Raw genomic sequence first — 23,510 nt, 5'->3', positions numbered from 1 at the left:
ATGGCATCCCGAGTACTAAAATCTGGAATATATTCAGTTGGTGCCATAGATTGGGACAGGAGAATATTTGATGAAATTATCCCTCTTCCAGAAGGTACAACATATAATTCCTATTTAATACAGGGAAGCGAAAAAACAGCGTTATTAGATACAGTGGATCCCACTAAAATAGAGGAATTAGTAACTAATCTCCAGGAACTTAATGTGAACATTGATTACATCATATCACATCACGCGGAACAGGACCATTCGGGGTCAATACAGGGAATACTTGAAATTTATCCAGATGCGGACATTATAACCAACCCAAAATGCAAAGAAATGCTTAAAGACTTACTTTTAATTCCTGATGAGAAATTTATAACTATTGAAGACGGAGAGACCCTTTCACTTGGAGATAAAACCCTTAAATTTATTTATACTCCGTGGGTGCACTGGCCTGAAACTATGTCTACATATCTTGAGGAAGATAAAATCTTATTTTCATGTGATTTCTTTGGTTCACATATTGCAGAAAGCAATCCCTTTGTAACTGATGAAGCTTTAACTTACAGGGCTGCAAAAAGATATTATGCAGAGATAATGATGCCATTCAGGATGTTTATCCAGAAGAATATGGAAAAACTTAAGGATATTCCTATTGAAATAGTGGCACCAAGTCATGGGCCGGTTTATAAAAAACCAGAACTTATTTTTGAAGCTTATAAAAAATGGATATCTGATGAAACTAAAAATGAGGTAGTCATACCATATGTATCCATGCATGGCAGCACCAAGGAAATAGTGTACTATCTAATGGATATCCTGGTTAAAAATGGCATAACTGTCAAACCATTTAATTTAACATCTTCTGATGTTGGAGAATTAGCTACATCTCTTGTAGATGCATCAACGCTCATAATCGCCACTCCGACTGTTTTAACTGGCCCACATCCAAGTGCAGTTTATGCAGCATATCTTACAAATGCGCTGCGACCTAAGTTAAAATTTGTATCTATAATAGGCTCTTATGGATGGGGTGGAAGAACAGTTGAACTACTTAAAGGAGCTTTAACCAATATAAAGGCTGAAATTATTGATCCAGTTATTGTCAAGGGATTTCCAAAGGAAGAGGATTTCAAAAAAATAGATGCACTTGCAGAAGAAATTATTAAAAAACATAAAGAGAATGGTTTATTATAAATTCGAGTATTGGAGTGATGGAATGATTAAAGAAAATGTTTTGAATGCTTTAAACTACCAATTAAATGCTGAACTTTACTCGGCATATCTTTATTTATCAATGGAAGCATATTTTGAATCTATTGAACTTGCCGGCTTTGGAAACTGGATGAGGGTTCAGGCACAGGAAGAAATGACCCATGCAATGAAATTTTATGATTACATTGTACAGAGGGGAGAAAGGGTAATTTTATCTTCTATAGAAGAACCTCCAGCTGAATGGGAATCTCCTCAAGCGGCATTTGAACATGTTTACAAACATGAACAGAAAGTTACAGGTTTAATAAATGCGTTGGTAGACTTAGCACTGTCTGAAAGTGATCATGCGACAAATAACTTCCTGCAGTGGTTTGTGGCAGAACAGGTTGAAGAAGAAGAGTCAGCAAATGCTGTACTTCAAAAAGTTAAACTCACAGGTGAGTCTGCAAGCAGTTTGTTCATGCTTGACAGCGAACTTGGACAGAGGGTATTCACGCCTCCTGCAACAACTAAAGGGTAGTATTTTTTCATATTTTCTTTTTCAGTTTGATTTTTAAAAAAATTTTTAGATTTTATTATTTTAAGTGCAGGGAATGTTTATTTTTAAGTTTATTCTCTCTAAATTTAGCTGTAATAGAATTATCATCTTTAAATTTAAATTAATGTATCTTATTTAAGGATTTTTAGACATATTCCCTTGAAATTTTCCTATTAACATTAAATCTTTACATTATTCTCCTAATAAAAGCGAAATCATTATTTAACATAAATAATAAAATAATAATGTTAAATATCTGTTAAATAAGAGGGTCAAAAATGGGACATAAAGTAAAAATATATGAGGTACGGAAAACCAAAAAAACCGACGAAGCTGGAGGAATGCCGCTTATCGGTGATCCATTTCCAAAAATTAAGAATGTTAAAACAACTCAGGGTATAATAAAGCTTCCCAAAGAGTATAAAGGTAAATGGTTTATCCTTTTCAGTCATCCTGCTGACTTTACACCTGTTTGTACCACCGAATTTTTAGAATTTCAAAGACATTATATCGATTTTAAATTACTGAACTGTGAACTAATTGGGCTCAGTGTTGATCAGGTTACTTCGCACCTTAAATGGATAGAATGGATCAAAGAAAATTTCAATATCCGAATTGAATTTCCAGTAATTGCTGACAACGGTGAAATTGCAAGTAAACTTGGCTTAATTCACCCTGCAAAGGGAACAAATACAGTAAGGGCTGTTATAATAGTTGATCCAGAGGGAATAATAAGGGCAATGATTTACTATCCTCAAGAGCTTGGAAGAAATCTCAGCGAGATAGTGCGGGCAGTAGAAGGACTTAGAATTGCAGATGATGAGAAAGTAGCAATTCCGGCTGACTGGCCATTAAACAGAAGGTTTGGAAGTAATGTAATAGTTCCACCAGCACAGAGTCAAGAAGAAATCATCGAAAGAAAGCAAAAAGTGCAGGAAGGAGAATATGCATGTATCGACTGGTGGTTGTGCCATAAACCATGGTTTAAAAAATATAAGACTTCAGAATGGAAAGAATTATAGTTAAAAGGAGGTTGAAAAAATCTCAATCTTTGATTGAGATTTTTGAACATTCGGAAATCCCCGATTTCCGATGCCCCGAACACACAGTGTTCGAGGGCCCCAAATATGAAATATTTGGAGGTTCTCAAAATTCAAGATGAATTTTCTGAAACCCTAATAAAATTGAAAATTTTTTGGAGGTTGAAGGAAAATACGTAGTATTTTCCTGAACCCCAAAAATTTTTTTATTAAAATTTTTTGGAGGTATTTTTATGGCAAAGGGATTTTATGAATTACCTGAATTAGATTATGGATATAAAGATTTAGAACCGCATATTTCTGAACAACAGCTTAAAATACACCACCAAAAACATCATCAAGCTTATGTAGATGCTGCAAATGCTATTTTTAAATTGTATGATGAAGCAAGGGAAAAAGGCGAAGATTTTGATGTTAAAGCTAAAGCAAAGGAACTTGCATTCAATGCAGGTGGACACCAGCTTCATACGCTATTTTGGAAGAATATGGGACCTGCTGATAAAAATGGCGGTGAACCAACTGGCACAATAGCTGAATACATAAAAAAAGATTTTGGCAGCTTTGAAAGGTTCAAAAAAGAGTTTTCACAGGCTGCTATAACTACAGAAGGTTCTGGATGGGCAGTTGTTACTCTGTGTAAAAGTACGGATAGGCTGATTATACTACAGCTTGAAAAACACAGTGTAAATACCGCTCCTAGGTGGCCTCCGCTTATGGTACTGGATGTGTGGGAACATGCTTACTACCTGGATTACAAAAATGTCCGACCAGACTTTGTTGCAGCCTTCTGGAACATAGTAAACTGGGATGAGGTCAATACTCGAGTTGATGCCTGGTTAAAAGGTTAAACTCTTTAAATTCTTCTTTTTTATTAAATATTTAAAAGCATCTTTTTAGTTAGAATTATTTTACAAAAATTAATCAGCGTTCATATTCGTGTTATATAAAATTAAAAGATGATAAATAAGTAAAAAGGTGTATAATTTTATATGGCATATATTCCAATGCTTCTGGAGGCGGTAAGCATTTTTTTATATATTTTGGGCAAAGGGAAAATCAGTAATCGGTTAGGCGGTAAAAATTACGTGATTAGAATACCCTTTGCCGATCTATTGTTTAGTGATGCATTAGTTAATAAGCCTTTCGGATTTATTTATGTATAACTAGATTCATTATAGTGTAAAAATTAAAGAAATTATTAATAGTATTTATTATACTTTATAAATTATTATATGTTCTTGAAATTTAAAATAGATCTTTTTAATACAAATATTTTTAATTTAAATATTATAAATTAGATTAATACATTTATATGATAGTTATATGCATTTTGGGCAGAATTAACGTGATAAAAATTGATATTATGCACATTAAAGTCCTTAAACAGGCTACTTATTTGATTCCTTAAATTAGTGTATCTCCCGAGATTGCAGTTGCTACAAATAAATACATAAGTTATAAAAATAGATTTTAACTAAAGTTTATATTACAATTTTATCTAATGATTGGCAGGGAGATAAATGATCTGGAATAAAGAAGCAGAGTGCATGTCAGAAAATGATAAAGAAGCACTACAACTTAAAAGACTACAAGCCGTTGTAAAGAGAGCATATGAAAATGTTCCATATTACAGAAAGCGTTTTGATGAAGCAGGTGTTAAGCCAGAAGATATTAAAACTCTTAAAGATATTGAAAAACTTCCATTTACCACTAAAACTGATTTAAGGGATGCTTACCCCTTTGGAATGTTTGCAGTTCCTGAAGATGAGATAGTGGAAGTACATACTACATCAGGGACAACGGGAAAACCAACAGTCTCAGGATACACGGTAAAAGATCTGGATTTATGGGGAGAAGTTATTGCACGGGCCTTAGGAATGGCCGGAGCTGGAAAAAAGGATATAATTCAGAATGCTTATGGTTATGGACTTTTTACAGGTGGAATGGGAGTACATTATGGTGCACAAAAAATAGGGGCTACAGTAGTACCTATTTCTGCTGGAAATACTATGAGACAGCTTGAAATTATGGAAGATTTTGGATCAACTGTACTAACATGTACACCGTCATATGCACTTTATCTGGGTGAAATGGCTCAACGAGAAGGAATCAGCAAAGAATCAATAAAATTGAAAGCAGGAGTATTTGGGGCTGAGATGTGGACTGAAGAAATGCGGAACGAGATAGAAAAAAGGCTTAATCTCACTGCGCTTAACATTTATGGGTTGACTGAGGTAATTGGTCCGGGGGTGGCTATGGAATGTGAGGATAAAAACGGGCTGCACATATCTGATGATCATTTTTACCCTGAGATCGTTGATTCTAAAACACTTGAAACAATACCTGAAGGAGAAAAAGGAGAGCTTGTCTTAACAACATTAACAAGGGAGGGCATGCCTGTAATTCGTTTCCGTACAAAGGATGTTACAGCTTTAAGAAAGGGAAAATGTTCCTGCGGAAGGACACTTATCAAAATGGATAGAATCACAGGGCGTACCGACGACATGCTTAAAATTAGGGGAGTAATTGTATTCCCATCACAGATTGAAAAAGCGCTGCTTAAGATTGAAGATCTTGAACCGCACTACCAGATTGTGGTTACAAGGCCGCAGCACCTGGATGAACTTGAAGTTCAGGTTGAAACATCTGAAAAGTTCTTTTCAGATGAAGTAAAACATGTAGAAGAAATCAAAAAGATGATAGAGGACCGTATCCACAGTGAAATTGGACTTAGAGTTAATGTAACTCTTGTTGAACCACAATCACTTCCAAGAAGTGAAGGTAAAGCTGTTAGGGTTATTGATAAAAGGGAAATTTAAATATAAATCATGCAAGGTGGCGAACATGAAATTAAAACAGGTATCTATATTTTTAGAAAATAAAAAAGGGAGACTATGGAACGCACTGAGTATTCTAAGGGAATCAGGGATGAATATACGTGCTCTCTCAATTGCAGATACATCTGAGTTTGGGATTTTAAGAATTATAGTCCCTGACCCTGAAAAGGCAAAAAAAACACTTGAAGCTGGCAATTTTGTAGTTAAAATAACTGATGTAATTGCAGTAGAAGTTCCAGATACTCCCGGTGGACTTGAAGGAATTCTTGAAGTATTAAATAAATCGGATACTAACGTGGAATACATATATGCATTTGTTGAAAAGAAAGCAGAAAAAGCAGTAGTTGTACTGCGTACTGAAGATATCGATGAAGGTATTGCCGCTTTAAAAGAGGGTGGAGCCGCAGTTCTCTCACCTGAAGAAGTTTATGAGTTATAACATTAAAAAATCTCAAAAACTAGAGTTTTCACGTCAAGACCTTTAATTTTTGCAGGATCTTTTTTAATTTTTATTTTATTTTTTTAATTTAAAAACTTAATCATCCTCTTTAAATAATTTAAAAGTTCCAAATGGTATAATTTTTAGAATTGAATAATAAATGCTAATTTTAAACTTAAACTACTGGTTCTAAAGTCTTTATACCTGAAAAAATGAATTCTAAATTTTTATATAATGGCAGTAACAAATATTAACTATAAATTTAGTTAACTGGTGTTTTCATGGGTAACAATGTTAATAAAATGTCGGCTTTATTGATAGCTACTATAGCTTCCTTTTTAACTCCATTTATGGGTTCTTCTGTTAATATCGCACTTCCTGCAATTGCTTCTGAATTTGCTACAGATGCTATTTTGCTGAGCTGGATTCCAACAGCATTTCTATTAACATCAGCCATGTTTGCTGTTCCATTTGGGAGAATAGCAGATATACATGGAATGAAAAAAGTTTTTACTTCTGGAATTATTATTTTTACCATAGCATCTTTTTTATCAGCTATGGCTCCTTCCACCCTTGCACTTATTGGATTTAGGGTGTTACAGGGAATTGGCAGTGCAATGATTTTCGTTACTGGACTTGCCATTATAACATCAGCTTTTCCTCCTCAAGAAAGAGGAAAAGCAATTGGAATAAATATTGCAGCAGTTTACACTGGACTTTCTCTCGGACCAGTTTTAGGAGGTCTTATAACTCATTATATTGGCTGGAGAAGTTTATTCTATTTAATGGTACCGTTTGGTTTACTGGTAATTGTTCTGGTATTCTGGAAATTGAGGGAACAGGAATGGGCAGCGTGTAAAGGAGAAAAATTTGATTTACCTGGTTCAGTGATTTACAGTACGGCTCTTGTACTGGTTATATTTGGATTTTCATCGCTTCCTGACATATGGGGAATAGCGGCTATAATTGCAGGTGTTTTATTATTTTTAGGATTCATCAGGTTAGAATTGAGTATAGCTAGTCCTGTGCTGGATATGACGTTATTCTTTAAAAATAGGGCATTTGCTTTCTCTAACATGGCTGCACTTATAAATTACAGTGCTACATTTGCAGTTACATTCCTTTTAAGCCTTTATTTACAGTATGTAAAAGGATTAAGCGCGCAAAATGCAGGTCTAATTTTGATAGCCCAACCGATAATGATGGCCATAATAACTCCTTTTGCAGGTAGGCTCTCAGATCGTTATGAACCACGTATCATGGCATCTGTAGGAATGGCACTGGTGACATTGGGACTTTTAATTTTTGCAGTTATAAGCGCACAGACGACATTTGAATATATAATAATTGGATTGATTGTACTTGGCATTGGATTTGGGCTTTTTTCTTCCCCCAATACAAATGCCATTATGGGATCTGTGGAAAGAAGATTTTTTGGTGTAGCTTCAGCAACAGTAAGTACCATGCGTTTGGTGGGTCAAGTTTTAAGTATGGGAATAGCTATGTTGATCTTTGCTCTGTTAATTGGTAGGGTGCAGATATTACCTGCACAGTACCCTGCTTTAATTCAAAGTATACAGATAACCTTTATCATATTTGCGGTACTCTGTTTTGGAGGTATTTTTGCGTCAATGGCTAGAAAATAAATAGTTAGTTAGTACAGGAGGTTGAAGGAAAATTTCTAATTTTCCTGAACATTTGAAAATTGAAAAATTTTGATATACCAAACACAAAGTGTTCCACAAAAAATCGAAGATTTTTGGGGGTTGAAGAAATGCTATGCATTTTTGAACCCAAAAATTTTTGTTAACAAAAATTTTGGAGGTTCAAGTATGTATAAAAAAATTTTGTTACCTACAGACGGCTCGGAAAGTTCAAAAAGAGCAGGTGAACATGCTATATCACTTGCAGATGTAACCGGTGCAGATATTATTGTATTGAACGTAATCGATGTCAACTATCTGCAGCCCTCATATCTGCCGAGTTTTAGAGAGGATTTAGAAAAAGAATTGAGAAACGAAGGTAAAAGAGCTATTGCTGGATTTAAAAAGGATTTAGAAGATAGCCAGTGCAAAGGAATGTGTAAAAACATTGAATTCATATCTAAAATCGATGAAGGAAAGCCACATGAAGTGATACTCGAAACTATGGATAACGAAGATGTAGATGTTGTGATCATGGGGGCTTCAGGCAAACACGGTTTAGATAGGGTTTTACTTGGGAGTACAACTGAAAGAGTGATAAGAGAAACAAAGCGTCCTGTTCTGGTGGTTCCTTAACTTTGAAAATTAGAGATAGCAAAGATTAGTGTCCTTTTAAAGAATCACTAGTAGACCCAGAACATCATAAAAAGAGCCTATAGTGGAGTTTAATGTTTAAAAAAGAAGATATTAGATTTTTGGAATAACTCTAAAGAAGTATTGTAACTTGGGGCAAAAGGACAGTAGTTCTATTGAAGATACATAGGTAAATCCAAAAAGAGACCAGTTAAGCGGTTTTGTTGATTGGACCACAAACTAAATTCATTGGCTTTTCTACTATTCAGTCTGGAATCGAACAGGTGTCTCCTTAAGTAAGATTTACAAATTAAAAAAAAGTAATGTTGAGTTTTACATTCTTTTTAAAGATTTAGGTATCAATTATTCCAATTACTTCCATATTGATTCTTCATTTTATTTTCATTTATGAACACTCCATTTATTCTTAAGCAAATGTTTAAAATTGAATCTAGTCTTTCACTGATCTACTGAATAACGGTAATGCAATAGCCAATGTAACAATACCAAAAACCAATACTATAATTATATCGGTGGATACGTCTGCCACATTTGCATTTAAGAGCATTATTTTACGCATAGCATCGCCTGCATAGGTCAAAGGACTCAACTTTGAAATCTCCTGCATGATCCAAGGCATCTGTTGTATAGGAAATATTACACCACTCAGAAACATCATAGGGAACATGAGTAGATCCATGATTGTTGAAGCACCTCCTTGATCTTTAGCTAGGGCTACAGCCATAAATCCGATTCCTATAAAGCTGAAAAGGCCAAGGAAAGTCATGACAAATACCAGTAGCATGTTTCCATGTACAGTCACTCCAAAGAGTAGGACTGCAAATATTAGTACAAATAAACATTCTACTAATCCTCTTATGGTCAGTGCCATCGTTTTTCCAAGAAGAACTGAGATATGGTGAACTGGTGCAGATAACAATCCATCAAATGTGCCTAATTCCTTTTCTTTAGAGATTGTTTCAGGAATACTATCCATAACACGCATCATACCAATCATGACCATCAGTCCAGGTACTAGGAAATTGAAGTAGTTGGAGGCACCAGGTATAGTATTTTCAATATTTGGAGTATAACGAGCTATTACAGCTTGGGGATTAATTTGCTGATTTGCTTCATTACCCAATTTTAAAACACTAGCATTTGCTATTATTCCATTTAACCCACTTACGGTGCCTGATGACACTTGCTCAACTGTCCCGGCAACTTGAGGATTACTGTTATCTATATTAATTATAACATTTGCAGGTTGTCCATTCGTCACATTATTTGAGAATCCCGGAGGTATGACAAATGCACCACTTATTTTTCCTTGGTTAATAGCTGTTTTAGCTGTATCAACGCTAGAATAATTAGTAAAGCTCATATAACTGCTATTTTTACTAGTTGCCAGTTGGTTATTCATAGTTTCCATTTGTGTTATGAATTCATTACTTCCGGCACCTTGATCCAAGTTGACCAGCCCCATTTGAACATTTTCATGTGTGCTACCACTTGGGAAAATGAAGCCAAACAATAGTAGGAAAATCAAAGGCATGACAATCATTCCTGCTATCGTCATTTTGTCACGTTTTAACTCGATCATTTCCTTAGTCATTACGTGATAACTATCTTTTAATATTTTTACTGTATTCATGTTTTCACCTCACCCTTGATTTAGCAGCAGATTCATGGGGATCATAGTATGCAATGGAAGATTTTTTACTGGCCTCGTCACGTATTTCCTTACCTGTAACAGCCAGGAAAACATCTTCTAGAGTTGATTCATTACTATTGGTTATAACGGAGATGTTACCACCTTCGTGACGGATAACATCGATGATATGGTTAAGGGCATCTGTACCATTAGCACTTATTTTCAAATTGTGGTCATCCTGTTGTGAAACAGTAACAACCACATCAAGTGAATTAATCTTCTCAATCAATTCAGGTGTCAGATTCGTAATTTTAGCGCCAAATATAGATACATTACTTTTTGATATTAGATTCTTCAGATTTTGTGAAGTATCAAGAGCAGCAACTTTTCCATGGTCTATAATAGCAACACGGTCACTCAGAGCTTCTGCTTCTACCATAGCATGTGTCGTTAATATAACTGTCACCCCACTCTCGTTGATTTTTCTTGTAATATCTCTTATGGAAAATGTTGTCTGTGGGTCAAGGCCAAGTGTTGGCTCATCCATGAAAAGAATTTTAGGCTCTGGCAGCAGTGCCCGGATAACATTAATCCGCTGTTTCATACCTGTAGAGAATGTGGCTATCTGTGTATGTTTCCATTTCTGCATATCAACAAGTTCAAGCAGCTCATCAATTCTTTTCTCCAGTTTTTGCTTGGGCATATCATAAAGTTTTCCAAAAAACCTGAGGTTTTCAGCTGCAGTGAGCCTGTCGTACATGATCATCTTCTCTGCAACTAATCCAATGTTTTCTCGAACTTTTTCGGAATCTTTAACAATATCATAGCCTGCAACCTTAGCAGAGCCAGATGTAGGTTGGGCGAGTGTACATAGCATTCTTATAGTAGTACTCTTGCCTGCACCATTTGGGCCTAAAAAACCAAATATTTCTCCTTTCTTTACAGTCAGCGATAAATCATCCACTGCTGTAAAATCACCAAACTTTTTAGTCAGGTTATTTAATTCTATAGTGTATTCAGCCATTTTTTTTCCTCCTATCCTCTAATTTAGTTAATTCAGTGCTTGAAGAGAGCTACCGCTAATTCGAGTTGAATAAACAAAAATGTGTAAATTAAGACTGCTTCTAACAGTTTTTATAATGTAATTAAAGTATTACCTGCTTTAATTACTCATTAGCTTTTAAATTATCTCTCTTGGAGCAAATTTTTCATTTTTTTTGAGTCTTTTATCTAATTCTCCAATTAATTCTTCATATGGAATTAGCTCTTCTCTCTTAATGTCTTTAAATAAGATATATGACTATCAATTTCATTTAATGAATTTTATACTGCTTTTGCTCTTCCATATACTTTTTTGCATGGTTTTTCTGGGTATCTGAATATTATAAATTGTTCTGTCATTGTTTTTTTCCATATTTCATTGATTACATGATAGCTGTCGCTAACTTATATTAACAATGGATTAAACAGTGCCTAAAACCCTTGAGCAGTTTTTTATTATAACTTAATGACAGCTACCGCTAACTTGAATCAAAATGAATTAAATATGTAACTAAAGCCATTTATTCTAATGATTTGTTAATTTCATTAATTCTTTCAGCCAAGTTTTTTATTCTCTCCTTTCTAGTAGTGAGTTTCTCTGTTTTAATGTCCTCTAAATATGATAAATCGTTTTCAATTTCAGTTAAAATGTTTTCTATTGACCATACCTTTCGAATATTATTTTCCTGACGATCTACATGGAAACGTCCCATGAGTTTAGAGTTTAGTTTTCGTCCATATTCTGTCAAATTATATTGCCCTTCTGAATTTTTGTTGATAAGATCTTCAGACACCATTTTCTTTAGCATAGGATATATTGAACCTGGTAAAGGGCCTGCGTTTTTATAAGGACCGTTTGGGCTTAAATTAGTGTGAGCCTGCACTGCTACCATAATTTCAGCACCATTTGTAGGTCCATTTTCATCCAAAACATGCATTATCCATATTCTTAAACCACCTAATTTTTGCATTTCATTAATCATTTCATTAATATTTTTATGAAAGGGGTCATGGTGTTCATGGTCATGAAATTGGTCATGATTTTCCATATTTTATGTTCCTCCTAATCAACTGATTGATATAACTCAAATAGTTGATATTATGTAATGGATATAAACTAGTTTTTGTGTTCATTGACAATAATTTTCAAATGATCACTCAACTGTTTGATATCAACTACTTATAATGTAGTTTTACTAACATATAAATGAATCGGTTTTTAAAAATATTTTTAAAAAATTCTAAAATCTCAATACTCATTATTTTGTCGTATATTTCGCAAAAACAGAACATATGAATTTAATATCGATCTCTAATTAAATTATCAAGAACTTGAGTCAACAACTCTTCAAATTATCAAGAACTTGAGTCAAAGTAAAAAAAATAAAATTGAACAAATATTGTTAAATTGCTTTTTCAAAGGTGATTATAAACTTCAATAATAAATTGTGTAGTCAATTTATTTAATCCCAAATTCAGGTGGTTTGAAACAAAGATTTTAAAGAAATAGTATTCTATATGCCAAAAATTAAAGGATTTCATTTAAATCAAAGAACGGAAATATTTTTTGAAACACACATAGAGCACTTCAATAAAATTTAAAAGTTTAAACTATTACATTTCCAGAACTGATTTAAAGTTCCCATGCTTCCATATTTAATACTTTCTTTTACAAATTTTCCTGCCTTTTTAACAGCAGTTTCTATGTTATCTCCATTTATAATGGATGCAGTAATTGCAGATGAATAGGTACAGCCGCTGCCGTGTGTATTGTTACTTTCCACAAGTTCCCCTTCTATAACCTTTATGGAACCATCGAAAAGGACATCAGTTCCTTCAAGATGCCCTCCAGTAACTACAACATTACATGTTTCTCCAATTTTAAGTGCAGCCTCTATGGAATCTTCTGTATTCTCTATTTTAACTCCTGAAATTTCCTGGGCTTCATGTATATTGGGGGTGGTTAATGTAGCAACAGGTAGAAGATATTTTTTTAAAGATCTGGCAAAGTCTTTTTGGGACAGGTGCCCCCCAGAGCCTGCGATCATTACAGGATCAACCACCACTTTTAGTCCATACTCGGTAGTTTTTTGGGCAACTGTTTTTATGATTTTATCAGAGTAAAGCATCCCTGTCTTTGCAAATTCAATTTTTTCCTGTTTTAAGATTGTATCAATTTGTTTTTCAATGAACTGCACATCAACTGGCTGAACTCCCTCTACTTTATTTATATTTTGAGCAGTGAGGGCTGTTATTACGGCAGTTCCATAAACACCAAATGCAGAAAAAGTCTTGATATCATTTAAAATTCCAGCACCGCCTGAAGGGTCAAAGCCCGCAATGGACATCGCGATCATATGGTGGCCTCTCGGCTAACATCCAACCTTTCAGATCCATGGTTAGATTTAACTTTAAGCTGTACTTTCTTTAAATAGTCTTTTGCTTCAGTTCCTTTTCCATGTAGCATTATTTCTCCGAGGTCTTCTGCTGTATTCACATCCATGGATAAATAAAAGGAATCATAAATGCTGTGTGAAAGTCCTCTTAGTTTAGCTTCATCTATATGTTCAAAGAAGCTGTAATCTCCGAATTTCACACAAAAGGAAGTAGGGCATAGAAGTGCATTTGTACCTCCACCTTTTGAAGGAGCAATGACAACATCAAATTCTTGACTTCTATTTAATATATCTTTAACATGATTCTTTTTAATTAAAGGCACGTCAGAGGGTACTATAAATATATTACTGCAAAAATTAGAATAGTGTTGAATTGCCTGAGTTAATGCACCATTTAAATCAGTAACTCCTTTTTCCTTAAAGGTTTCAACGCCGAGTTTTTTTACAAAATTTAAAACATCATCATCAGAGCTTATAACTATTATATTGTCTACTAACCCGCTTAAAACTCCAATTACATCTTTTAACATGGATTTTAATAAATTTTCACGTTCCAATGGCGTTAACTTAGGGGATAATCTTGTTTTTGCATCTGTAAATTTTGATACTGGGATTACAGCAAATGTTTTTTCCATAGTGGTAACTCCTGAATCAGATTTTTTACATAGTGGTTAATTCATTTATAGACCCTACTTGAAATAAAATTTTAATTAATATAAATTATATTGATTCTTTTATCCAACTTATAGTATTGTCTATCCATGATGAAGTTGATCCACTGTTTGATTGTGTTTGATTTAAATTTTTGATATTGCTTTCTGTAACGTTGAATGTGCTCATAACATCGCTTTTGGCATCGGCTATATCCTGGCGGAACTCTGACCATGTAATATTATTATTATCTACAACGGCCACTGGTTCTCCAGTATATGGATTTAAGTTGCCTTCGGATGTAATTATCCAGATTTGAAGTTGGGCGTTCATAGCACTTTGAGAGTTAGTTGGATTAGAATCACTTATCACACGAGTTATTGCGCTGTATGTGGTATTTACAGGCAATAACTTTGTACCTACGACAGCCCTTTGAGATGGTTCTAGGCAGTATGCCTTTACAGTTGCATTTGAGTTTGATGATATCGTTTTATCTTCTGCAATTACAAGATCTTGAGATACTGTACTTGCAAGTACGTCTCCTTTCTTCACTTTAACAGATTTGCTTGCATTATTTGTTATCATAACCTGGTGAGGAACTGTACCTGCTGCAGTTTGCTGAACTACTGTGATCTTTCCACTGGTATATGCGTCATTTAAATGTACTCCACTGGATACTGAGTAACTTATCATTCCAGAAACTAACGCAAATATTAAAACTACTAATACAAGACTTACAACTCTTATATTCATATGTTTCCCCAGCTAATTTTTAATAGGTTTTTGCAATCATAGTTCTGCATGTAGAAGGCTTCCCACAGTTAATACATTCACGTGCTGCTGCCCCTTCCTCTTGAAGTAAATCTATCTCTTCTTTTGTTATTTCGGTTAAAGGCATTTTGTAAGTCTCTGATTTACTTTCTCGAACTCCAAGAATATCTACTCTGACTTTTTCCTCAAGTTCTTTTCCGCAAGCTTCATTTCCGCACCAGTGGAATGTAACAATTCCCATGTTTTTTTCAATTTCCCGGGCAGCTTCTTCAACGGTTTCAGCATCTCTTAGGTGCTTGTTGAAGGATCCCCATGCTTTTTCTCTCATATCATGAGTTATATTGCTTAATGTGGATTTAATTTCATCTATAAAGTCATCAGATTCAATTGAAATAGTGTCTTTTTCAAGTTTATCCCTTCTAAAGACTACTGCATTCTTATTTTCAATGTCGCGAGGACCTATTTCCATTCTTAGAGGAACTCCCCTCATTTCATGTTCATAGAATTTTTTCCCTGCTCTTATGTCCCTATCATCAAAATGGACCCTTAATCCTGCAGACTTGAGTTTAGCTTCTATATTTCTACAGAACTCTAAAACTTCTTCAGCACCTTTTTTAAATATAATTGGTACAATAACAACCTGATAAGGTGCAACTGCTGGTGGTAAACACAATCCTTTCTCATCTCCATGAATACCTATAATTGATGCTATAACTCTGTCAGATATGCCGTAACATGTTTGGTAAACATATTTATGGTCTCCTTCTTCTGTTTCATAAGTTATATCAAATGTCTTTGCAAAGGTTTGGTCAAGATTATGTACTGTTCCAATTTGGAGTGCTTTTCCATCAGGGAGGATAGTATCAAATGCTACTGTATATTTAGCACCAGGGAATTTGTCCCACTGCGGGCGCTTTGAAATCATATAAGGAATTCCGAGCATATCAAAGAATTGTTTGTAAATTTTAACTGCATTCTGTACCTCTTCTTCACATTCTTCTTCTGTTGCGTGTACAGTATGCGCTTCTTTAAATGTGGTAATTTCCCTGACCCGTATTAAAGGTCGTGTGTGTTTTGTTTCGTATCTAAATGTGTTAACAATCTGGTAAAACCTCATAGGGAGATCGGTATGGGATCTTACCCATAATGAGAACATTGGATACATGGCAGTTTCACTTGTAGGTCTAAGTGCAAGTTTTTTATTCAGTTCTGTAAGTCCTCCATGTGTAATCCAGTAAACTTCTTCTTCAAAACCTTTGACATGTATTGCTTCCTTTGCAAGTTCATCTTCAGGAATTAACATTGGGAAAAGTACCTCTTCATGGGTCTTGTCTAAGATATTTCGAAGAATTTCTAAAGTATATTTTCTTATTTTGAATCCTTGTGGTTGCCAAACGTTCATCCCTTTTACAGGATATCTATCGTCGATTATTTCTGCTTCTTCTAAGATATTATGGAACCATTCACTGAAATCTGTCATATATTCACCTAATTAAAATCTAATAAGTATATAAAATGATTATATTTTTTATGGATATTATAGTAGATAGTTGTTCCTTTAATTATTTAAGATTAAAGGTAGGGAATTCTTTAAAAAAGTAATTTTTAGTCCCATTAAATAACTAATATAAAACTACGCTCCTGTCCCTGAGGTTATATAATTAATGGAGTTATATCTTCATGTGAATATAGTTGAAGTTTTTAATATAATTAACTAAAATTAAAATTTAACAGGAAGTGTAATTTGGGTATAGATATGGGCGAAAACTAAATCGATTTTAGAAAATAGATTTGAGCTTAACTTTTTAATTTAAATTACATTTTTTTATTTATTTTAATAATATGGTCAAAAATAGAGACATTAAACACTCAAAAATCATGATTTTCTGGCAAAAAATTATATCTTCGCAGTGATTTTTTGATTGAAATTAAAATAAAAATTTAAAAAGATAAAAAATAATTAAAGAGATATATGTATTATTGTAACAATTCTAAACATACTAATTACTACTTATTTAATAAAACTAATTTAAATTTTCTTAATTTTGAAAAAAATGGTTTTTATTCAAATAAAAAGCTAATAAGCTTTTTTAAATAATTATACGATTTATCTGTATGTTGTAAAAGCAATAAATAGGCTTATTTTGTCAAAATAACGTTTTAAATGACGTTATTAGTTAAAAGTGCTAACTAAGCTGCCTTGTCTTAATACTTAATTTTATATAACTTCAAAATGAGCTTCAAATCAAAAAAATAGCTCTAAAGATGCTTTTTTTCTAAATTTAAACCATAATATTTATATATTATAGAAATTAATTTTTTCTTACTCCCTGAAAAACTTGAATTCAAGTTTTCAATGCTTGCAAAATTCAAAGTACAAAAACTGTCAAAATCAGAGCTTTTTTGCACATGGGAAATCGGAGGCGGTACAATAAGGAAAAAATTGTTATTTATGGCTTTATTAATATTCAGTCTGTCATTGATGGGTATCGCTGGTGCAAGTGCATCAGATGTGGGGGCTGCACAAACACAGGCTGTTAATAACAGTACTGTGTATAATTTAAGCATAAACCAAACAGCAAACAATACTTTACAGACAAATACTAAATCTACAACTCAAGCTGTGGCAAATTCAACTATAAAATCTACAAATAAAAGTCAAACACAGCAAACTACAGTAATTACCAGTGTTAGCAGTCAGAAACAATATGCTGCAGCAGGAGAAACAAAAACAACAATTAATTCAACAAGTTTTACTGTGAGTCAAATCACCGATGCAGCAGCCAGGGTCAAAGCATACATTGAAACCAACCATGTCCTTCCAAATTATGTGACAATTGGTACAACACATGTTAAAATGCCTGACTTCTTAAGACTGCTTACTGCAGGTTTACTGCAGTTAAACAACGGAACAACAACACCGATAACTTTAAAAACTGTCGCTGCTCCTGCACAATCCAGTGAAAAGATTACAAGTGGAAATATATACAAGTCAGATTATGTAGACCTTGCTAAAAGAGTTAAAACGTTTATAGATGCAAATGGTATAACACCAAATTATGCAAACACTAATCTTGGTAAATTAAGATATGAATCCTTGATTTATACATATTCAAAGATACTCAATTACTATCAAACAAACAAGGCATTACCAAATTACGTTTCAGTAAAAGCATGGTCAACAGTTACTTCAGCTGTATCACAGGCAAGACCTGTATATATAACAAGTGATTACATAAATGGAGCAACAACTGATACAAATAGAATCAACGCTATTGTAAATGGTTTAAAAGCACTGGGAATAAATGCATATAACGCAGGTTTAGGTGCTAATACACATTATTCCGTACTTCAAAATACAAGCGTACCTGCAAATGCTTTAATAGTTGATGTTTATGGTGGAGCAGATGCTGGTGTAATATATGAAATGGGACAAAGCTATTACAAGAAATTAGTTGGAACTAGAAAAGTATTCAGCGTCTGGATGGCCCCATCATCGGTTAATATAACTGGTTTAGCATGGCTACCACGGGCACATGATGATAATTATAGCCCTGCTAGTTTTACAGGACTGGCACACCCAGATCAATACCTGTTAAACAATGGATATAATTACATTTATTCTGGAGATTTGAATGCAATAATAGCTGCTATCTACAAACAAGCGACAACATAAAACGCTGTTTTAAGTAAATTAATAAAATATTTACTTTTTTTTTAATTTTAAAATAAGATTTTTTTTACAATGTGTTACATAAAAATTTAATTTTTATTTAATTAAAAAAAATAGTTAGTTGAAAGAGATATGATCCTTATTTAAATGTGAAATAATTAAAGAAACCTTGAGTTACAAGGTATCCTTAATGTTTTACGCCTCTTCCTCTTTTACTTCCAGCTTTTTTATAATGACTTTTTTGTCTTGTTCTAACGTTAGTTCCTTTTACTTTTGCCATGTTATTCACTCCTAATTTATTAGTTTAAATATTGTAATGGTACTGATTTAAACACTCAAACAAGAAAGGTTTGGTGTACAAAAACCACAGGTTTTGCAAGTCTCAAAAATAGTTTTTATTTGAGTCAGTACCTCTGAGCCTGAATTAATGCATATTTCTGCTTTTTTCAGTGCACGTTCTGCAAGCAAAAAAATAGTTCTTTGCTTATAAAGATCGTCAATCATTTAATTTATTTTTTGATATTCCTTTATATATTTGCCTATTTTAAAAGTATTTTTTAAAGTTCCAAACTTATAATTTAAGATATATATAACTTTTTGAATTAGTTATATAATTTTCTGTAAATTGAGTTAATTTAATGATTTAGCCACTTAAAAAAGTTTTCAAAATAGAAAAAGATATAGTTTTAAAACAATAAATTTGCGATACAATGAATGAATATTATAAGGACGATAATATGGACTTTAGGAAAATCCAACTACCACGAGAAATTCATACGGGCGAAGGAGTAATTGAAGAAACAGGTTCTATCTGTAAGGATCTCATGTTTAAAGATAAAGTTCTGGTGGTAAGCGGGCCAAATACCCTCAAGATAGCGGGAGAAAAGGCTATAGAAAGCCTTCAAAATGAAAATTTCGATGTTGAAACTTTTATAATTGATAATGCATCCAAATCAGCTGTTTTAGAAGTTCAGGAGGCATCAAAGGATGTGTCTGTGGTCCTAGGGATTGGTGGAGGTAGGGTAATAGATGTTGCAAAACTGGCGGCAACCCGAAATAACATTCAATTTATAAGTGCCCCAACTGCAGCTTCTCATGATGGAATTGCTTCACCAAGAGCTTCTATAAAGAATGAAAAAGGATCAGTATCTCTTGAAGCCCAATCGCCAATTGGTGTTATTGCAGATACAGAAATCATAAGTCAGGCTCCATTTAGGCTTCTTGCAGCTGGATGTGGGGATATAGTATCAAATTACACTGCTGTATTAGATTGGAAATTATCTTATAGGCTTTTAAATGAATATTACAGTGATTCTGCATCTGCATTATCACTTATGACAGCTAAAATGACTTTAGAATCTGCCGATGCAATAAAAGAGGGCCATGTAGAAAGTGCTGCTCTTGTTGTCAAGGCGCTCATAAGCAGCGGAATGGCCATAAGTATTGCAGGGACAAGCAGGCCTGCAAGCGGATCTGAACACAAGTTCAGCCATGCTTTAGATATTGTTGCACCTAAACCTGCATTACACGGTGAACAGTGCGGTATAGGTACTATAATGATGATGTATCTACATGGGGGAGATTGGAAATATATAAGAGATACCTTAAGGACTATAAAAGCTCCAACAACTGCACGTGAGCTAAAATTAGATCCAGAATGTATTATTGAAGCACTGACTATGGCCCATACAATTAGAAAGGAAAGGTATACTATTTTGGGAGATAGAGGACTTACAAAAGAAGCTGCTGAAGAACTTGCAACTGCAACTGGCGTTATCTAACAACCTTTTTTCGCTGCGGAAATAAATTATCTGATAAGTCATATAATTTCCAAGTAAAATGATTTAATCAAATTAATTCTTAATATTTAATGTTTTACAATAGGAGTAAATAAAATGACATCACTTTTAAAACAGTATTCAGATTCAAGTAATTTTATGGCAAGGGTTGAATTAAACAGGCGATTTGGGATAAATCCCTATAAATGGACCTTATGGTTATTTGATCAGATTCAATTTAAAAAAGACGCTAAAATACTTGAGCTTGGATGTGGAAATGGAATATTATGGAAATCAAACCTTCAGAAGATACCTGAAGATGCGCACATTCTACTTTCTGATTTTTCAGAAGGTATGCTTGGTGATGCTAAACTCACTCTGGGCGGTGCTGCAGAAAGGTTTGAATATGAGGTAATAGATGCAGAGCAGATTCCACATCCTGATAATTCATTTGATGTGGTTATTGCAAACCTTATGCTTTACCATGTTCCTGACAGGAAAAAAGCAATATCTGAAATTAGTAGAGTTTTAAAGAGTGGCGGTGTGCTTTATGCAACTACTTTTGGCCTAAATTATATGAAAGAATTGAGTGATCTGGTATCTAATTATGATAAAAACGCTAACTGTTCATTGGAACCAGTTGCGCGTGCATTTGGTCTTGAAAATGGGGAAAAACAGTTAAGTGAATCTTTTGGAGATATAAAGCTCGTAAAATATGAAGATGGTCTGGAAGTAACCGAAGCTGAACCTTTAGTAAACTACGTTCTTTCATTTACAAGGGTTAAGAATGTTATAAGTGGTGATAAAATAATTGATTTTGAGGACTATATTGCAAATATTTTGAATGAAAATGGTAAAATCCAAGTTGAGAAAAAATCAGGCATGTTTATAGCTAAAAGGCCATATTAATTTATTTTAATTTATAATAATTTAATATTTCAAATTGTTTAAATTTTTATTAACTATTTTTTAAGTTTATTTACTTTTTCAATGTTCCCAACAAAGTCTCATTTTGAAATTTGTGTAATATTAATTTTTATACTGAAAGTAATATAATATTAATATAAAATTAGAGGTCACTGTATGTACAAGAAAATATTACTGCCAATAGATGGATCTGAATGTGCAGAAAGGGCAGGAGGACACGCAATATGGACTTCCAATGTAAGCGGCGCTGATATTGTTGTTTTATATGTTGTCGACACTTATTTCCTGCGGTCAGCATATCTGCCAAATTTTAGAGGGGAATTATATGATAGTTTACAGAAGGAAGGAGAAAAGGTAGTAGAACGTTTTAGGAAAAAACTGGAAGAAAGTCAATGTGAAGGTTTATGTAAAGGGGTCAAATTAAAAACTGAAGTCACTGGTGGAAAACCATATGAAGAAATTCTCGATGCTATCCGGAGGGAAAGTATTGATATAGTATTTATGGGTTCTACTGGTAAGCACGGCTGTCAAAAATCATCGACTTTTGAAGGTCTAAATCGAACTTTATTTGGAAGTACCACAGATAGGGTACTGAGATCAGCAAAAGTTCCAGTTGTTGTAGTTCCATAATATAATTAAAGAGCACAATGAATTATTTTATTCAAAAATTATAAAAATTCTTTTGAATCTTTAAGATAGCCCTTAATATTTGTTAAATTTAGTTAGGCTGATTTTAATTTATTTTTTTAAGGATTAGACAGTTATGTAATAAGAAATTTCAGATGATAACTATTTATATTCATATACCTAATGTTTTTATATAACCGTAGATATTAAAAATGGTAATACTATTTAATTTAATTTCATGTAAAATGCCATTTTAAAAATTAAATAACTGCTGTTTTCTATAGTATGCAGCATACAAATGAAATATCAGATAATATTTGATATAATTGAACTAATTATATAAAACACCATTTAAAGGAGACAAATTATGATAACGCTCATTGGAAAAACTCTTGCAGAAGAGGGACTTAAATTCATGCATTATGGAGCTTCTGCAGAATGTGAAGCGTGTAGATTTAAAAGTACATGCATTGATTCTTTAGAAGAAGGAAGAATGTATGTAGTAACGGAGGTAAAAGACACAGAACACCCCTGTCTTATACATGATAGTGGAAAAGTTAAAGTTGTTGAGGTGGAAAGAGCAGATATTGAAGCACTTGTCGATACTAAAAAAGCATTTGAGGGGTCTATGCTTACCTTTGAATTTCCTGAATGCGATAAAGAATGTACAATGAGGGAATTATGTTTTCCAGAAGGTTTATATGAGGGCGATAAGTGTAAAATAATTAAATCCCTTGGAAAACCTGCTAATGAATGTATAAATGGATTAAAACTTAGTTTAGTGCTTTTAAAATAAATTTGCTATTTATATTTTTCAAATAATCTAATAATTTTATATATCTAATTTAGATAACTTATAAATACGTTTTTAAAATTGAATATAATTTAAAAAATTACTATAAATTTATTAATTGAGGTCTAATTATGGAACTTAAACGAAATGTAGGATATGCTGCTGCAAAATTAGTTGAAGATGGAAATATAGTGGGACTTGGAACTGGATCCACTACTCTTTATTTTTTAGAGAAGCTTGGAAAAAGGATTATAGATGAAGAACTTGAAATATTAGGTATTCCAACATCGTACCAATCTTTTTTACTTGCAAAGGAAAATGGAATTCCTGTAACCACCCTTGAAGAACATTCAATTGACATTGCAGTTGACGGTGCAGATGAAGTTGACAGCAGATTAAATCTGATAAAAGGCGGCGGAGCAGCTCATACAATGGAAAAAATCGTTGACAGCGCTGCAGATAAATTCATAGTTATTGTAGATGATTCTAAAGTGGTCGATAAACTTGGAGCATTCCCTGTACCTGTTGAAGTCATTCCACAAGCCTGCAGAACAGTCAGTGATCATGTAAAGCAGTTTGGAGGAGTCCCTGCTCTGAGAATGGGTCAAAGAAAAGGTGGGCCGGTTATAACAGATAACGGTAATTTTGTCATTGATGTTAAGTTTGAAAGTATTGAAGATCCTGCATATCTTGAAAAAGAGCTTAATTATATCCCTGGAGTTGTAGAAAATGGAATATTTTTTGGAGTAACAGATGAAGTTCTTGTAGGGTCATCTGAAGGGATTAAGTCACTGAAAAAATAAAAATCCTTTTTTCTATATTTAACTTTATTAATACTTAATTTTTAGACCTTTAAAATAAATAGGGGA

The 23,510-nt window shown here is 33.4% G+C and carries 21 protein-coding genes; 14 read left to right on the top strand and 7 right to left on the bottom strand.

The genetic code is table 11. The features are described 5' to 3' along the window. The 8 genes from ASJ80_RS11765 to ASJ80_RS11730 all read left to right on the top strand — a co-directional run bounded on the left by ASJ80_RS11765 (window position 1) and on the right by ASJ80_RS11730 (window position 8,333). Window positions 1-1,182, top strand: coding sequence for an FprA family A-type flavoprotein (locus ASJ80_RS11765; protein WP_069583752.1), 1,182 nt, complete (start codon window positions 1-3; stop codon window positions 1,180-1,182). 22 nt (window positions 1,183-1,204) lie between these two features. Continuing rightward, a complete protein-coding gene (locus ASJ80_RS11760) occupies window positions 1,205-1,720 on the top strand; it encodes a ferritin (RefSeq protein ID WP_069583778.1) in 516 nt (171 codons plus the stop codon). A 296-nt stretch (window positions 1,721-2,016) separates the two neighbouring features. Further along, window positions 2,017-2,760, top strand: coding sequence for a peroxiredoxin (locus tag ASJ80_RS11755; RefSeq protein ID WP_069583751.1), 744 nt, complete (start codon window positions 2,017-2,019; stop codon window positions 2,758-2,760). A 251-nt stretch (window positions 2,761-3,011) separates the two neighbouring features. Then, on the top strand, window positions 3,012-3,626 hold the full coding sequence (locus ASJ80_RS11750; RefSeq protein ID WP_069583750.1) for a superoxide dismutase: 615 nt from the start codon (window positions 3,012-3,014) through the stop codon (window positions 3,624-3,626). A 672-nt stretch (window positions 3,627-4,298) separates the two neighbouring features. Next, window positions 4,299-5,597, top strand: a complete 1,299-nt coding sequence (locus tag ASJ80_RS11745) for a phenylacetate--CoA ligase family protein (protein WP_069583749.1) — start codon at window positions 4,299-4,301, stop codon at window positions 5,595-5,597. 25 nt (window positions 5,598-5,622) lie between these two features. Then, complete coding sequence (locus ASJ80_RS11740; RefSeq protein WP_069583748.1) at window positions 5,623-6,054, top strand: ACT domain-containing protein; 432 nt, start codon at window positions 5,623-5,625, stop codon at window positions 6,052-6,054. A 281-nt stretch (window positions 6,055-6,335) separates the two neighbouring features. Further along, window positions 6,336-7,700, top strand: coding sequence for an MFS transporter (locus tag ASJ80_RS11735; RefSeq protein ID WP_069583747.1), 1,365 nt, complete (start codon window positions 6,336-6,338; stop codon window positions 7,698-7,700). Window positions 7,701-7,841: 141 nt separating this feature from the next. Further along, complete coding sequence (locus tag ASJ80_RS11730) at window positions 7,842-8,333, top strand: universal stress protein (RefSeq protein WP_338036869.1); 492 nt, start codon at window positions 7,842-7,844, stop codon at window positions 8,331-8,333. 448 nt (window positions 8,334-8,781) lie between these two features. On the opposite strand, the gene ASJ80_RS11725 is transcribed toward ASJ80_RS11730, so the two are convergent. From ASJ80_RS11725 to proS, 7 genes are all read right to left on the bottom strand, one after another. Further along, on the bottom strand, window positions 8,782-9,945 hold the full coding sequence (locus ASJ80_RS11725) for an ABC transporter permease (protein WP_255360687.1): 1,164 nt from the start codon (window positions 9,943-9,945) through the stop codon (window positions 8,782-8,784). Window positions 9,946-9,988: 43 nt separating this feature from the next. Further along, window positions 9,989-11,008, bottom strand: a complete 1,020-nt coding sequence (locus ASJ80_RS11720) for an ABC transporter ATP-binding protein (protein ID WP_069583744.1) — start codon at window positions 11,006-11,008, stop codon at window positions 9,989-9,991. Window positions 11,009-11,546: 538 nt separating this feature from the next. Then, window positions 11,547-12,074, bottom strand: coding sequence for a PadR family transcriptional regulator (locus ASJ80_RS11715; protein ID WP_069583743.1), 528 nt, complete (start codon window positions 12,072-12,074; stop codon window positions 11,547-11,549). 549 nt (window positions 12,075-12,623) lie between these two features. Then, window positions 12,624-13,382, bottom strand: a complete 759-nt coding sequence (gene thiD / locus ASJ80_RS11710; protein WP_069583742.1) for a bifunctional hydroxymethylpyrimidine kinase/phosphomethylpyrimidine kinase — start codon at window positions 13,380-13,382, stop codon at window positions 12,624-12,626. Next, entirely contained in the window at window positions 13,379-14,056 is a 678-nt protein-coding gene (gene cofC, locus ASJ80_RS11705) for a 2-phospho-L-lactate guanylyltransferase (protein ID WP_069583741.1), read from the bottom strand. The genes thiD and cofC overlap by 4 nt, the downstream gene beginning before the upstream one ends. Window positions 14,057-14,141: 85 nt before the next feature. Further along, the gene (locus ASJ80_RS11700) at window positions 14,142-14,825 is read right to left on the bottom strand and encodes a hypothetical protein (RefSeq protein ID WP_069583740.1); all 684 of its coding nucleotides are present in this window, start codon (window positions 14,823-14,825) and stop codon (window positions 14,142-14,144) included. 19 nt (window positions 14,826-14,844) lie between these two features. Then, window positions 14,845-16,323 carry a proline--tRNA ligase gene (proS, locus tag ASJ80_RS11695; protein WP_069583739.1) on the bottom strand — a complete coding sequence of 493 codons (1,479 nt, stop codon included), beginning with the start codon at window positions 16,321-16,323 and terminating at the stop codon, window positions 14,845-14,847. Between the two features lie 972 nt (window positions 16,324-17,295). Between proS and ASJ80_RS11690 the strand changes: the two genes are divergently transcribed. The 6 genes from ASJ80_RS11690 to rpiA all read left to right on the top strand — a co-directional run bounded on the left by ASJ80_RS11690 (window position 17,296) and on the right by rpiA (window position 23,444). Next, window positions 17,296-18,519, top strand: coding sequence for a pseudomurein-binding repeat-containing protein (locus ASJ80_RS11690; RefSeq protein ID WP_176720245.1), 1,224 nt, complete (start codon window positions 17,296-17,298; stop codon window positions 18,517-18,519). Window positions 18,520-19,253: 734 nt separating this feature from the next. Then, the gene (locus ASJ80_RS11685) at window positions 19,254-20,297 is read left to right on the top strand and encodes an NAD(P)-dependent glycerol-1-phosphate dehydrogenase (protein ID WP_069583777.1); all 1,044 of its coding nucleotides are present in this window, start codon (window positions 19,254-19,256) and stop codon (window positions 20,295-20,297) included. A gap of 114 nt (window positions 20,298-20,411) precedes the next feature. Then, window positions 20,412-21,203, top strand: coding sequence for a class I SAM-dependent methyltransferase (locus ASJ80_RS11680; protein ID WP_069583737.1), 792 nt, complete (start codon window positions 20,412-20,414; stop codon window positions 21,201-21,203). A gap of 174 nt (window positions 21,204-21,377) precedes the next feature. After that, a complete protein-coding gene (locus tag ASJ80_RS11675; RefSeq protein ID WP_069583736.1) occupies window positions 21,378-21,851 on the top strand; it encodes a universal stress protein in 474 nt (157 codons plus the stop codon). Window positions 21,852-22,215: 364 nt separating this feature from the next. Then, window positions 22,216-22,644, top strand: coding sequence for a UPF0179 family protein (locus tag ASJ80_RS11670; protein ID WP_069583735.1), 429 nt, complete (start codon window positions 22,216-22,218; stop codon window positions 22,642-22,644). 128 nt (window positions 22,645-22,772) lie between these two features. Then, window positions 22,773-23,444 carry a ribose-5-phosphate isomerase RpiA gene (gene rpiA / locus ASJ80_RS11665; RefSeq protein ID WP_069583734.1) on the top strand — a complete coding sequence of 224 codons (672 nt, stop codon included), beginning with the start codon at window positions 22,773-22,775 and terminating at the stop codon, window positions 23,442-23,444. The last annotated feature ends 66 nt before the right edge of the window (window positions 23,445-23,510 follow it).

Source organism: Methanobacterium bryantii (genome assembly GCF_002287175.1).
Lineage (GTDB): Archaea > Methanobacteriota > Methanobacteria > Methanobacteriales > Methanobacteriaceae > Methanobacterium_D > Methanobacterium_D bryantii.
The sequence above is the reverse complement of the archived record's forward strand: the minus strand, read 5'-3'. Positions and strand labels throughout refer to the sequence as shown.